This window comes from Vibrio sp. AK197 (genome assembly GCF_053903115.1).
The window spans coordinates 244,779-258,527 of sequence record NZ_CP096430.1; the positions used below are offsets into that span (position 1 = coordinate 244,779).

At 45.2% G+C, this 13,749-nt stretch carries 15 protein-coding genes; 10 read left to right on the forward strand and 5 right to left on the reverse strand.

Features of this window, described 5'->3' with window-relative positions:
• Positions 1 to 41: 41 nt before the first annotated feature.
• On the forward strand, positions 42 to 599 hold the full coding sequence (locus M1D72_RS08350; RefSeq protein ID WP_390196551.1) for a LysM-like peptidoglycan-binding domain-containing protein: 558 nt from the start codon (positions 42 to 44) through the stop codon (positions 597 to 599).
• Between the two features lie 2 nt (positions 600 to 601).
• On the opposite strand, the gene M1D72_RS08355 is transcribed toward M1D72_RS08350, so the two are convergent.
• From M1D72_RS08355 to cpdB, 3 genes are all read right to left on the reverse strand, one after another.
• Positions 602 to 1,069 carry a GNAT family N-acetyltransferase gene (locus M1D72_RS08355; RefSeq protein ID WP_456296586.1) on the reverse strand — a complete coding sequence of 156 codons (468 nt, stop codon included), beginning with the start codon at positions 1,067 to 1,069 and terminating at the stop codon, positions 602 to 604.
• Between the two features lie 26 nt (positions 1,070 to 1,095).
• On the reverse strand, positions 1,096 to 1,650 hold the full coding sequence (locus M1D72_RS08360; protein ID WP_456296587.1) for a Crp/Fnr family transcriptional regulator: 555 nt from the start codon (positions 1,648 to 1,650) through the stop codon (positions 1,096 to 1,098).
• An 86-nt stretch (positions 1,651 to 1,736) separates the two neighbouring features.
• Positions 1,737 to 3,698 carry a 2',3'-cyclic-nucleotide 2'-phosphodiesterase gene (cpdB, locus tag M1D72_RS08365; RefSeq protein ID WP_456296588.1) on the reverse strand — a complete coding sequence of 654 codons (1,962 nt, stop codon included), beginning with the start codon at positions 3,696 to 3,698 and terminating at the stop codon, positions 1,737 to 1,739.
• Positions 3,699 to 3,961: 263 nt separating this feature from the next.
• Here cpdB and cobA point away from each other — a divergent pair, with 263 nt between their 5' ends.
• From cobA to cysC, 5 genes are all read left to right on the forward strand, one after another.
• The gene (cobA, locus tag M1D72_RS08370) at positions 3,962 to 4,825 is read left to right on the forward strand and encodes a uroporphyrinogen-III C-methyltransferase (RefSeq protein WP_456296589.1); all 864 of its coding nucleotides are present in this window, start codon (positions 3,962 to 3,964) and stop codon (positions 4,823 to 4,825) included.
• 65 nt (positions 4,826 to 4,890) lie between these two features.
• Entirely contained in the window at positions 4,891 to 5,799 is a 909-nt protein-coding gene (gene cysD / locus M1D72_RS08375) for a sulfate adenylyltransferase subunit CysD (RefSeq protein WP_456296590.1), read from the forward strand.
• Between the two features lie 18 nt (positions 5,800 to 5,817).
• Positions 5,818 to 7,245, forward strand: coding sequence for a sulfate adenylyltransferase subunit CysN (gene cysN, locus M1D72_RS08380; RefSeq protein WP_390196565.1), 1,428 nt, complete (start codon positions 5,818 to 5,820; stop codon positions 7,243 to 7,245).
• 59 nt (positions 7,246 to 7,304) lie between these two features.
• Positions 7,305 to 9,029 (forward strand): SLC13 family permease, encoded by a 1,725-nt coding sequence (locus M1D72_RS08385; protein ID WP_390196568.1) that lies wholly within the window; start codon positions 7,305 to 7,307, stop codon positions 9,027 to 9,029.
• A gap of 14 nt (positions 9,030 to 9,043) precedes the next feature.
• Complete coding sequence (gene cysC, locus M1D72_RS08390; protein WP_456296591.1) at positions 9,044 to 9,652, forward strand: adenylyl-sulfate kinase; 609 nt, start codon at positions 9,044 to 9,046, stop codon at positions 9,650 to 9,652.
• A gap of 82 nt (positions 9,653 to 9,734) precedes the next feature.
• Here the strand turns inward: cysC and M1D72_RS08395 are convergent, their stop codons facing one another.
• Both M1D72_RS08395 and zur read right to left on the reverse strand, forming a co-directional pair.
• Positions 9,735 to 10,196, reverse strand: a complete 462-nt coding sequence (locus M1D72_RS08395; protein ID WP_390196576.1) for a chemotaxis protein CheX — start codon at positions 10,194 to 10,196, stop codon at positions 9,735 to 9,737.
• Positions 10,197 to 10,214: 18 nt separating this feature from the next.
• Positions 10,215 to 10,673, reverse strand: coding sequence for a zinc uptake transcriptional repressor Zur (gene zur / locus M1D72_RS08400; protein ID WP_390196579.1), 459 nt, complete (start codon positions 10,671 to 10,673; stop codon positions 10,215 to 10,217).
• Positions 10,674 to 11,270: 597 nt separating this feature from the next.
• Here zur and dusA point away from each other — a divergent pair.
• From dusA to M1D72_RS08420, 4 genes are all read left to right on the forward strand, one after another.
• On the forward strand, positions 11,271 to 12,218 hold the full coding sequence (gene dusA, locus M1D72_RS08405) for a tRNA dihydrouridine(20/20a) synthase DusA (protein WP_456297371.1): 948 nt from the start codon (positions 11,271 to 11,273) through the stop codon (positions 12,216 to 12,218).
• A gap of 164 nt (positions 12,219 to 12,382) precedes the next feature.
• On the forward strand, positions 12,383 to 12,595 hold the full coding sequence (pspG, locus tag M1D72_RS08410; protein ID WP_456296592.1) for an envelope stress response protein PspG: 213 nt from the start codon (positions 12,383 to 12,385) through the stop codon (positions 12,593 to 12,595).
• A 97-nt stretch (positions 12,596 to 12,692) separates the two neighbouring features.
• Positions 12,693 to 13,355 carry a TIGR04219 family outer membrane beta-barrel protein gene (locus tag M1D72_RS08415; protein WP_456296593.1) on the forward strand — a complete coding sequence of 221 codons (663 nt, stop codon included), beginning with the start codon at positions 12,693 to 12,695 and terminating at the stop codon, positions 13,353 to 13,355.
• Positions 13,356 to 13,510: 155 nt separating this feature from the next.
• Complete coding sequence (locus M1D72_RS08420) at positions 13,511 to 13,741, forward strand: hypothetical protein (protein ID WP_390196617.1); 231 nt, start codon at positions 13,511 to 13,513, stop codon at positions 13,739 to 13,741.
• Positions 13,742 to 13,749: the final 8 nt, after the last annotated feature.

The following is a 13,749-nucleotide window of genomic DNA, read 5'->3' on the forward strand; positions in this document are numbered from 1 at the left end:
TTTATACTGGTAATCAATCACTAAGTGGAGGTTAGCTAAGAATGAATCGCCGTAGGAAAAAGCCAAAGGCTGATTTTAGCCAAGTCGTAAAACAAAAACTGTCCCAGTTTGATTGGCATTCTTACGTTCAATCTATTCGTCAATTGTGGGCTCGGTTACCAACGTTTCATCAGCGAGCTCTTTGTGTATTAGCGCTGGTTGTCATAGTGCTACTGGTGATTCCCGTTCCGAGCCCAAGTCAGGATTCTCAACCTGAACCTAATCAGCGAATTGAAGTGGACCTCAATGCGCAAGGGTTAAGCGAACAAACCGTGAGTGGTCAAGCGGCGCTTAAATCGAAAGCTTGGAAAGAGTATACGGTGAAGCGTGGTGATACTTTATCACAAGTGTTTCGCAACAACGGTTTACCGATGTCTGATTTGAATGCGTTGGTTAAAGTCGAGGGGTCGGATAAGCCGCTGAGTTACATTAAGCAAGGGCAGTTAGTCCGTTTTAAACTGACCGCGAACGGTCAGTTGGATATCCTCCAATTGGATAAGGGAGGGCATTCTGTGATGTTTTTCCGTCTTTCTGATGGCGGTTTTGGGCGCAGTAAATAAAGTTAACGGTCAACCTCGCTTACACCTCTTTGCATATCAATGTGGGGAATGCCATCTTCTAAATAAGTGTCTGAAGACTTAACAAAGCCATGTTGCGCATAAAATCGCTCAAGATGCGCTTGTGCCCCGATCTCAATACGGTCTTGAGGCCAGAGTGCTGAACAGTGCGCGACGGCTTGCTGCATCAACTCGTGTCCTAACCCCCCTCCACGGTGCAGAGCGGAAGTCGCTACTCGGCCAATACTGGCACTCGGATAGCTAATGCCAGGGGCGAGCAACCGAGCGCACGCAACAATTTCCTGATCTTTTATGCCAATCAATTGATAGACCTCTGCCGCTAAATCCTTATTATCCAGCTCCGGATAAGGACATGTTTGTTCGACAACAAAAACATCCACTCTGAGCTTCAATAGCTGATAAAGCTGAACATTCGTCAACTGTTCAAAGCGCATTCTTTGCCACTCAATCATGGTCAATCTCTTCCTTTTATTATGTCCTACTGGCGTTTCACTGACTGTAGGGTATCCAAGCTCATGTGAAGTGAGGTTGCAAGTAGGTGTTCAGGAACTTGTTTCACTAAATGAGGAAACTGTTCGGTTATGATTTGATAATGCTGTTGTGATGTGTAAATCGAGAGAAATTGCTGTTTGTAGGTCACTTGAAGTTGAGCACGTTCAAGTAGGCGCACATACAATGGATGATGTTGAGCTCGCCATTCCTGTATAGCTCTGACTGGCACACACAGCAGCAATGCCGGGGTTAGGGTTTCTAATAAGATTTTACTGCACGTATTGTTGAGCAAGCTATCGATATCCAATATTAACTCTTGTGGCCAATAACCGTCTCGAAGAGTTGCCTGAGTCGGAGTGAGGTAACTCTCTATAACGAGACCGTTGAGCACCAGGTAGGTATCGTTCGACTTTTCTCCCTGTTGAACCAATATATGACGAGTGGGAAGCTCGAGTGGGGAACTGACTTCTAAGAGCTGCTGGGCTTCCTCGTGGGAAAAACCGAAGGATTCAAGTTGATGGTTAAGGGAGGGGGAGTGCATAGTCTCTCGATATTTATTAGTTGCAACGTTAGCTAATATGAAAAAGCCACGAATAAATCCGTGGCTTTACTTTAGAGAACTCTGGATCAGTTTTGAAGATCTATTCGATAAATATCAAAGCCGACGTCATCATTGGCGACTTTGTGCATTGGGTATTGTCCCTTCATTTTGATAAATTGCGCTGCTTTATCACTTGGTGATGTCTCAAAGCGAATATCTAACTTTGTCTCACTATGAATTGGTGCAAAAGACCAATTATTATCAGCGCTCGGGGTCACTTCGCCCTCTTCATGACTAACTCGGCTAATGTAACTCGCAACCACTGAGCGGTTTTCATCTGGGGAGTCAAAAGCGACATGATCGCTACCCGTTCCTGCAAATTTTTCCCCATAAGCACGATAGTTATTGGTTGCCACTAAGAAAGTTTGGCTCAGATCCAGAGGTTTACCTTGATAGGTTAAATTAACGATACGCTGTGCTTTCGGATGCGTTATCTGGCAATCACCGTCATACTTCGCGGGTTGAGTGACATCAATCTGGTACTGAATACCGTCAATGACATCAAAGTTGTAGGTTCTAAACCCGTTCCAATCAATCAGTGATTGTGGCGCCGTTGTGTTGGTATCGATCTGATTAAATTGACCTGCACTGCACTCTAACCACTCTTTGACTTCTTTACCTGATACTTTGAGTGTAACCAGTGTATTTGGATACAGGTAGAGATCGGCGGCGTTACGGAACGTCAATTGACCTGATTCGACTTCAGTAAAGTTAGAAGGGTCATTCTTACGACCTCCGACTTTGAAGGGCGCTGCCGCTGATAACACGGGTAACTCAGCCAAGTCGGGATCGCCTTGGATAAATTGTTCGACATAATCTTGTTGAGCAAGGTTAACAATTTGAATCGTTGGATCGTCCTGTACTAATGCTAAATAGCTGTACATCACGTCATTCGCTTGGCCGATTGGCTTATTCACAAAATCACGGGTTGCTTTATGATCGCTGTCTAATGCTGCGACCATCTCAGCGTCTGGTTTCGCGAGAGATTTTTGGGTTTTCTTATCAAAAATAGGTCGAGCTTCACTTTGGCTTGTCATCACCTGCCACTGACCTTGTATGTGCTCTAAGGTAAGATCAATCACACCCACATGGCTTCCCCAGCGTCCAGGCATCACTGCGGCGACGCCGTTGATTGTTCCTTTTTGATTGTCGATACCCTGAATATTATCAAAGCCGTCACCGGGGAAGACCGCATGCGAATGACCAAAGGTGATGGCATCAATGCCATTGACTTCTGAAAGATAATACGTCGAGTTTTCTGCGCCTGATTGATAAGGTTGAGAAGACACGCCAGAGTGAGGAATGGCAACAATTAAGTCCGCGCCTTTTTGTTTCATTTCGGGTACAAACTTCTCTGCGGTGGCTTTGATATCCTCAACAAAAACCTTGCCTTCTAGGTTCTTTTTATCCCAGACCATCACTTGTGGGGGGACAAAACCGATATAACCGATACGCAGAGTCTGAGTCTGACCATCAGTATCTTTGAAACGGTATGTCTTGATAACATAGGGCGTGAAATAGTGTTGACGGCTTTGCTGATCATAAACGTTAGCGTTCACATAGGGAAAATTGGCATCGTTTAGTGTTTCTTTAAGAAAATTTAAGCCGTAATTAAATTCGTGATTACCGATATTGCCGACGTCATAACCCAGTTGATTCATGGCTTTATAGACTGGATGAACATCGCCTGGCTGAATCCCTTTTGCCGCCATGTAGTCACCCATTGGGCTGCCTTGAATGAGATCGCCATTGTCCACCAACACACTATTATCGACTTCCCCTTGAGCTTGTTTGACCAGTGTGGCAGCGCGGGTTAGGCCAATTTTTTTTGAGGCTTGATCCTTGTAGTAGTCATAGTCCATGACATTGGTATGGATGTCGGTGGTTTCGATGACTCGCAGTTTTAAAGTCTGCGCCATAAGACCGCTGGACATCGTCAACATAGAGCTGATGATCGCCAAAGTGAGTGGTTTCACTGCCAATTTCATTAGTTAACTCCGTTTTTTGTAAAACTCTGCTGCGAGTAATTTAACAAACTGCATGGAAATGCTAGTTTAATTAGACGGTGAACTGTGAGCTATTCCTCTCTTAATACCGATTATTCCTTTGTATATCTCAATTCTGCATTCGTTATTCCTCTTTGGTCTTTCCGTGCTTATCAGTATTTCGAATAAAAAATGAAATTTTAGAATTTCAGGTAATATGTTGTCAGCGCCATAATGCTTGCAAGCATTTGGGTTGGATCACACTAATGATAAGCAAGGACACTATCTCTCAATTCCCAACTGATCGTCAGAGCCAAGCTCGTTTGACGCCAGTTTCAGGCCCATTGAGACAAGGAACACAGCTAAATCGCGGCGAAGTTGCGCTGATTGGAGCAGGCCCGGGCGACCCGGATCTACTCACGGTGAAAGCCCTGCGTTACTTACAGCAAGCTGATGTTGTGCTTTATGACTACTTAGTGTCTGAAGACATCATGTCTTTAGTGCCATCCGATACCATTTTAGTGTGCGTTGGCAAGCGAGCGGGTCACCATAGTGTGCCGCAAGAAAAAACCAATCAACTCTTGGTGGACTTTGCGAAGCAAGGTCATCGAGTTGTGCGCATTAAAGGTGGCGATCCGTTTATTTTCGGACGTGGTGGGGAAGAACTGGAAGTGTTGTTTGATGCGGGCGTTTCTTTTCAAGTGGTTCCAGGAATCACTGCCGCCGCCGGGGCAACGGCTTACGCGGGGATTCCTCTCACGCATCGCGATCATGCGCAGTCAGCGATGTTTATCACCGGCCACCTTAAAGCCGAAAGCGATGACCTCGATTGGTCGACGCTGGCTCGTGGTCAGCAAACATTAGTGATTTATATGGGGCTTATGAAGTCTGAGTACATTCAGCAACAGTTGATTGAACATGGACGCCACGCTTCAACTCCGATTGCGATCATTGAACGCGGTACCCAAAGCACACAGAAAGTTTTTAAAGGTCAGCTCTCACAACTGTCTGAACTGGCGAAAGATGCACAATCACCTTCGTTGATTGTGGTCGGGGAAGTGGTTGCGCTGTCCGACAAATTGCAATGGTTTGGTATCGAACCTCAAGATGCATCGCGCCAATACGCTTAACAAAATTGATAACGGTTAGCCAGCAGGCTCAGTGTTCTGAGTCAGAGCAGCAAAGGAAGCAAACAATGGATCAACAACGCTTAACGCACTTGAAAAAGCTCGAAGCGGAAAGTATTCACATTATTCGTGAAGTCGCTGCCGAGTTTGGTAATCCAGTCATGATGTACTCCATCGGTAAAGATTCATCGGTGATGCTGCACTTGGCTCGCAAAGCCTTTTACCCTGGAAAAATCCCTTTTCCACTTCTCCATGTCGATACTAACTGGAAATTCAAAGAGATGATTGAATTCCGTGATCGGACAGCAGAGAAATACGGCTTTGAGCTTTTGGTTCACAAGAACCCAGAAGGTCTGGCGATGGGGATTAATCCATTTGTTCACGGCTCATCAAAACATACCGACATCATGAAAACTCAAGGCTTGAAGCAAGCGTTGAATCAATACGGATTTGATGCAGCCTTTGGTGGTGCGCGTCGTGATGAAGAGAAGTCTCGCGCAAAAGAACGTGTCTACTCATTCCGTGACAAAAACCATACCTGGGATCCTAAAAACCAACGTCCAGAGCTTTGGCACACTTACAACAGCCAAATCAATAAAGGTGAGAGCATTCGTGTCTTCCCACTTTCAAACTGGACCGAGTTGGATATTTGGCAATACATCTATCTAGAGAATATTGAAATTGTACCGCTTTATCTCGCAGAAAAACGCCCTGTCGTCGAGCGTGATGGCATGCTGATTATGGTTGATGATGATCGCATGGAGTTACAGCCAGGTGAGAAAATCGAAGAGAAAAGCGTGCGTTTCCGTACTTTGGGTTGTTATCCATTAACGGGAGCGATCGAGTCAGAAGCCAATACGCTGACCGGCATCATTGAAGAGATGCTGATTGCAACATCGAGTGAACGTCAAGGTCGTGCGATCGACCATGATCAGTCCGGATCGATGGAATTGAAAAAGCGTCAAGGTTACTTCTAAGGATCGAAGGAAAGCAAAATGAATAGTGCAGTTGAAGCGCAACTGAATGAGTTGGGCATTGAAGGTTACTTGAAACAGCATCAATACAAATCGTTGCTTAGATTCTTAACCTGTGGGTCAGTTGATGACGGTAAAAGTACGTTAATCGGTCGTTTGCTCCATGACTCCAAACAAATTTATGAAGACCAACTAGCGGCCGTTCACTCTGACAGCCAGCGAGTGGGCACCACAGGCGAGCGCCCTGACTTAGCGCTACTGGTTGATGGTTTGCAAGCAGAACGCGAGCAAGGTATCACCATCGATGTGGCTTACCGTTATTTCTCCACTCAGAAACGTAAGTTCATCATTGCAGATACACCAGGACATGAGCAGTACACACGCAACATGGCGACGGGTGCCTCGACCTGTGACTTAGCGGTTATTTTGATTGATGCGCGTAAAGGTGTGCTGGATCAAACTCGCCGTCACTCATTTATTTCAGATCTACTGGGCATCAAACACTTTGTGGTTGCCGTCAACAAGATGGATTTGGTCGATTATTCTCAGCAACGCTTTGAAGAAATTCGTACTGAGTACCAAGAGTTTGCGAAAAACCTGCAAGGTGATATCAACATTCAAATCATCCCAATCTCTGCATTGGAAGGTGACAACGTGGTTGAACCAAGCCAAAAAATGGCATGGTTCCAAGGTTCGCCGCTGCTTGAAATGTTAGAAGATGTTGATGTTGACCAATTGCGTGGCACTGGCGAATTGCGTTTCCCTGTGCAATATGTGAATCGACCTAATCTCGACTTCCGTGGTTTTGCCGGTACGTTGGCATCCGGCGTAGTGAAAGTGGGCGACAGCATTAAAGCACTGCCTTCAGGTAAAACGTCAAAAGTAGCGCGTATCGTAACGTTTGACGGTGATCTTGAACAAGCTCAATCAGGCCAGGCGGTTACCATCACGTTGGAAGATGAAATCGATATTAGCCGCGGTGATTTAATTATTCACCAACAGGCCAATGTTGAAATCAGTAATCACGTACTCGCCGATGTGGTTTGGATGACCGAACAGCCATTGCAACCGGGGCGTGACTACGACATCAAAGTGGCAGGTAAGAAAACGGTAGGTCGTATCGAAGCCGTACGTCATCAATATGACATCAACAACCTATCGAGCTTTGACGCCAGTGAATTGCCGCTTAATGGGATTGGTTTATGTGAGTGGTCACTTAATGAATCGATTGCGGTAGATAAGTACACAGACTGTGCTGATACCGGTGGCTTTATCATTATTGACCGTTTAACCAATGTCACTGTTGGCGCTGGCTTGATTCGCGAAAGCCTCGCACAAGTGGCGCAGCAAACCGGTGATTTCTCGGCATTTGAATTAGAACTCAATGCGCTCGTGCGCAAGCACTTCCCTCACTGGGAAGCAAAAGATCTGAGTCAATTACTTAAGTAGATTGATTTTCAATCGGTCGAGGCGAGGGGGCTAAGGCCCCCTTTTATTAGGATTCGCATATGTGGCAGCAAGGTTTTGTGTTAGCGATTTTACTTGGTGTAATCGCAATGTTAGTGACGACTCGCATTAAACCAAGTTTCATTTTTGCTGGCGCGGCATTTATCGCTTTTTTGGGCGGCATGATTGAGCTCAATGAGGTTGCCACAAACTTTACTAACTCGTCATTACTGACCTTAGTGTTATTAATACTGGCATCGAGTGCACTAGAAAAAACACGTCTTATCAGCTGGATCAGCCGCAGTTTATCCAGTGGACGATTAGCCAGTGTCGTTGCCAAGCTCGGGTTTTCAACCGCGCTTCTCTCGTCATTTACCAACAATACCGCAGTCGTGGTATCGTTAATTGGCGCAATCAAACGCAATCAAACTCACGCACCTTCCCGCTTATTGATTCCATTGTCATACGCCGCCATTTTGGGCGGAACGTTGACTCTAATCGGAACCTCCACCAACTTGATCATCAACAGTTTCGTTGAAGATGCAGGTTTGCCAAGTTTGAACTTTTTTACTCCGACCTTGATCGGATTATCGGTGCTGGTGGGTGGAATGGCGATTCTTATTCCGCTCAGTTACTGGCTGCCCAACCATGAAGATGCAGGCCAAGAAGATTTGCCTTATTTTTTGGAAGCTCGCGTCGAGCCAGGTTCTCCGTTGGTTGGAAAAAGTATTGCCGAAAATAACCTGCGCGCCTTACGTAAGCTATTCCTCGCTGAAGTGATTCGGGAAGGACAAACGGTACCGTCGGTCAAACCAGACTTTGAACTGCAAGCGCGTGATCGACTTCTGTTTTGTGGTGACATAGAAAGTGTTGCGACCTTACAAGAGATCAAAGGCTTAACCCTGTTTGGCCAGCACCATTTAAATGGCCAGCATTTGATTGAAGTGGTGGTGAGCTCATCTGCCAGCATTTGTAACAGCACCTTGAAGTCTAGCCATTTTCGTGAACGCTTTGATGCGGTAGTGGTGGCAATCAGACGAGGACATGAACGCTTAGAGGGCGGTTTAGGTAACGTTGTCCTTAACGCTGGTGATACGCTGGTGTTGGTTCCGGGGAAGCGTTTTAATACCGAGCGCCGTGTCCATCGTAAAGAGTTTGTCCAAGTTAATGATTTAGACTCCAGCGCGAAGTTAGACAGTCAAAAATCAATGGCAGTCATTGCGGGATTCATCGGAGTGATCGCCCTGTCGCTGCTGGATATATTCCCTTTGATTAAAGGGTTATCGATTTATCTTATTGCTCTGCTTTTTACTGGCGTGGTGCAGCTAAGTGAGCTCAGACGCCGCTTCCCTGTTGATATCGTTGTGATTGTAGGCTCGGCGTTATCCATAGCTCAACTGATGCTATCAACAGGCTTATCTGCGCGATTAGGCCAACTATTTATGGAGACGTTCAACGGTTGGGGGGTGTATGGCGCACTATTAGCCACTTACTTACTGACCTTGATTCTAACTGAACTGATTACCAACAACGCGGCGGCGGCGCTAGCATTCCCGATTGGATACAGTATGTCAATCAGCTACGGCGTTGATCCAATGCCGTTTATTATGGCGGTACTGTTTGGCGCCAGTGCGAGCTTTATTTCACCTTATGGCTATCAAACCAATTTGCTGGTTTTTAGCGTAGGAAATTACCAATTAAAAGATTATTTACGCATGGGGATTCCACTGTCGGTGGTGTATTCCGTCTTGGTGATGGCCTTGATTCCCCAGTTTTTCCCGTTTTAAAAGGATGAAGTGTTATGACATCTGAGAAAGATGAAAACGTCGTATGGCATCAGCATGTTATCGACAAAACCTATCGAGCGAAACTCAAGCAACAGCGACCCGCTGTGTTGTGGTTCACGGGTTTATCTGGCGCGGGAAAATCAACCATTGCTGGTGCGCTTGAGAATAAGCTTGCCGAAATGGGTTATCACACCTATTTACTGGATGGCGACAATGTGCGTCACGGCTTATGTAGTGATCTTGGCTTTTCAGAGCAAGACCGTCGTGAGAACATTCGCCGCATTGGTGAATTATCCAAACTGATGGCGGATGCGGGCCTAATTGTACTTTCAGCGTTTATTTCCCCGCATCGTGAAGAGCGAGCACTGGTTCGGAATATGTTGCCACAAGGCGAGTTCTTAGAAGTGTTTGTTAATACCTCGCTGGATGTCTGTGAGCAACGTGATCCGAAAGGTTTGTACAAAAAAGCGCGAGCAGGAGAAATCCCGAACTTTACCGGTATCGACTCTGAATATCAGGCTCCTCTTGAGCCTGAATTGGACCTTCCTGCGGGGCAAGCAAGCGTTGATGAACTTGTTGAGCTATGCTTGGTCGATCTTAAGCAGCGTGGCATCATCAAATAAAATAATAACAACGTACGTTGGCTAAAATAAAAAAGCTTCCACCTAGGAAGCTTTTTTATTGGTCTCGGTTGAGAAAGCAGGTTTATTCGAAACAGATTTCAATAAACGCATTTCCCCACTGAGAGTTAAACGGCATGATGATAATCGCCCCTTCACATTTGTGGCGAATCGTATGGCCCTTACCAGAAACGACAACTGGGGTCGCCATATCGAAATCAAACCCACTTTCTGCGAGGATACGTTTGGCTCCACCTGTCACCATATTGGTAATTTCACCGACCATATCAGTGACTTCGTCATTCAGACCATTTGGTCTTTCACCCAACATGTTCTCCATGATTTCCAGCGCCAGGCTTTCATCAAAGGTAATCGACATCGACCCTTTGGTCTGTGGGCCAACTAAACCAATTAAGCCAGACACATCACCGCGGGCGATCTCATCTTTTTTGACTCTTGGTTTCTGTGGCTTCAAATCAAGAGAAGCCATGGTTTTTAGCACATTCATCAAAGAAGCTAAAAATGGGTTTACAAATTCAGCGCGCATAAATCTTCTTCTTTAGCTTTATTGTGTTTTCTCGGCGGAGCAGGTGGCACAGATGCCGTGAGATTCAATCACATGGTTGGTGATTTGAAATTGATGCTTCTCCGCATTTTCTTCTAGCAAGGCTACTAAGCTATCATTTTGTAGCTCAATTACGTTTGCACAGCGATCACAGATCAGTAAGTGCGAGTAATGCTTATGTGCATTACATGAACAGCAAGAGATAAAACTATTGGTTGATTCTACTCTATGAATAAACCCTTGCTCCATCAAAAAATCAAGTGCTCGGTAAACCGTTGGTGGCTTAGCTTGAGGTTCACTCAGTTTTAGCTCATCCAAAAGTTCGTAGGCACTAGAGGCTTTTTTGCTTGCGCATATCAGCTCAAAAACGCGTTTTCGTTGCGGTGTAAGCCGTACACCTCGTGCAACGCAGATATCTTCAATTTGCTTTATTAGCTGTTGGTCCAAACTAATCACCATCACCATTGGACTGCATTAATCATATACTAGTTTCGAATGACAAGAGGTTTTGCCCATGTAATCAGTCACCAAAACCGCCATCCGTCCCTACTGTACGCTAAAGCACCTTGCCTATCCAATACTATAAGCCACCAAAGCGTGATCGGAAACGAGTCACTGCTTTTTTGTTGTTTATTGCACCTGTTTTTGTATCTAGGAGCTCAAAATGGTGGCCATACTTCCGAATTGATAGTACCTGAGCCGTTGAGCTTCTCAGACAACCCAATGAGTTAAAAAACGAGAAGATGCTGTGTGTCTTAGTACTGCTGTTTTCAACATTGCTTTTGACGTGCTACATGTATTGCGACCACTTTGCTTCATTCAAAAAATGTCATCGATGCGGCTTTGTTTTAAAACCGTACCTTTATCTGTGTATAATGCGCCCACTCTTTTTACTCTGTCGTTTTACAGCGGAGTTCGCGGCCTATGAGGTTCGCGAATTTTAGGGAAATTCCATGAGATTGACGGCAATAACTGAACAAAAAATATTGAGGTAAATCAGTGTCTAACCCCGATAAAACCAAGCAATTCGAACCTTGCCGCTTTTCTGTAGCACCTATGCTCGATTGGACGGATCGTCATTGCCGTTATTTTCACCGTTTGCTCTCTCAGCAAACACTGCTTTATACCGAGATGGTGACGACGGGAGCGATCATTCATGGTAAAGGTGATTTCCTGGCTTACAACCAACAAGAGCATCCGCTGGCACTGCAGCTTGGAGGATCGAATCCACAGGATTTAGCACGCTGTGCAAAATTGGCTGAGGAGCGCGGCTATGATGAGGTTAACCTCAATGTTGGTTGTCCGTCTGATCGCGTACAAAATGGGCGTTTCGGTGCGTGCTTAATGGCTGAGCCTGAGCTGGTGGCCGAGTGCGTTGCTGAGATGAAAGCGGTGGTGAATATACCCGTGACGGTCAAAACACGCATTGGTATTGATGAGCAAGATTCATATGAGTTTCTGACCGCATTTGTTTCAACTGTGGCGGAAAAGGGTGGATGTGAGCAATTTACCATTCATGCCCGTAAAGCTTGGCTCTCTGGGTTAAGTCCGAAGCAGAACCGCGAAATCCCACCGCTCGATTATCCGCGCGCTTATCAGATTAAAAAAGATTTTCCCGATTTGGTGATTGCAGTGAATGGTGGGATTAAAACGCTAGAAGAAGCAAAGCTGCATCTTGAACACCTAGATGGTGTCATGGTGGGTCGTGAGGCGTATCAAAATCCGTATATTTTGGCGGAAGTCGACCAACAGTTATTCGGCTCCAAGGCGCCAGTGAAAAAGCGTCGCCAAATTGTGGAAGAGATGTACCCATATATCGAGCAGCAATTATCACAGGGTTCGTATCTTGGTCATATCACACGTCATATGTTGGGGTTATTCCAAAATATGCCCGGTGCGCGTCAATGGCGTCGTTATATTAGTGAAAATGCGCATAAGCCGGGCTCCGGCATTGAAGTGGTGCAAACTGCATTGGCAAAAATTCCTCAAGAGTTAGATGTGTAATTTTCGCCAAATACTGGTGATTTTTACCAGTTAAATTGGAGTGACAAACGGGGCTCATCATAATGGCTCCGTTTTTTTATTTTATATTCAAAGGGTTGTGTTGTTTTCTGAGTTGGCGCGCTTTCTGCTTTATCAATAAGGATAACTTTAAGGAGAACGCGAGAATGTTTGAAGTCATTTTTGTTTTAGTGTTTGTCGCAACGTTAATGGTCACAGGGGTAACGTTTGTGACTCTCATTGCTGCTGCCGGTTTTGCGTTTGTTGTGATGTCATTGGTTGGCATGCTTGGCTTAACATTGAAACTGTTACCATGGATTTTAGTGGTCATGGTGGGCGTATGGTTTTTCAAAAACTATGTATATCAACCCAGGGGTTAAACTCGTTCGATTGTAAGATGTGAGAATATAAGTAGTGCTACTATATTCATCGTAAAGACATACCCTGAGATCGTTTTTCTTCTAGGTAGGAGCGCAGATGAAAATCAAAGTGGCACACCTTATTGCGAGCGGCTGCGGAGCGTTGCTTGCTTGTTCCGCGTCAGCTGAGCCGATGTTGCAGGCTCATGTTGGTGTCGACATGTGGTTTGGGGACAGCAAAATTAACGACATTCGACGCGAAGATGAAGCGCTTCCCAGCGGTTACCTTACCATTGAAAATCAGCTTCCGTATATTCCACATCTAAGGCTACGTTACACCACATTTGACACTCATTACCTCTCATTTGATAAATACGACCTCACTTTTTATTACCATGTACTTGAGCATGATCTGATGCACTTTGATGCGGGTATCGCTTTACTCAATTTTTCAGACACTCAATATCGTGATGGAGCGACGAATCAAACCAACGATTTTGATAAAACGGCGATGACATGGTTTCTCGCCGCGGAGCTCAATATTCCAAGTACTCCAGCGGATATCCTCGGTGAGGTTAGCTTTTCAGATAATGATGGTTTCAAAACCACCGATTTTATTGCCGGTGTTCAATACCGTATCCCAACAGGGGAGAATGAGTTAGCACTCAGAACGGGCTACCGAGTCATTGATCTTGAATCCTCAAGTAAGTTTTCTTCATCTTTAGGGGATGATTACGTCTTTATAGATGGCTGGTTTCTCGGCATGCGTTATCAATTTTAATACTTTCTCATTCGATTATTGACCGATGGATTAAAACGTCACGATCTAAAGTGGCGTTTTTTTATACATATTGCTTATATAGAAGCAAATTTAACAGCAAGTCGGCGTAGATTGACCATGCTTAATAAGCAGAGATCGAAACAGGACTGGACTCTATGACGATCAACGAATTGAGAAATTTATATCGTGAAAACCAGCTGGTGGAAGCGATAATCGAACCCTCTGCTCTCGAAGGGAGTTGGATTGTTGAATTTCGACACTCTAAAGGGGGCTTTGTTTTACTCACAGATTCGCAGGGAGAAGAGTGTCAGTATATCGACCTAGATCTTGCCTCAAGATCAGCGATGGCGGTCGGTTTCAAACAAGTAAGAGTGGAAAGCAAGTAGTTGCTGTT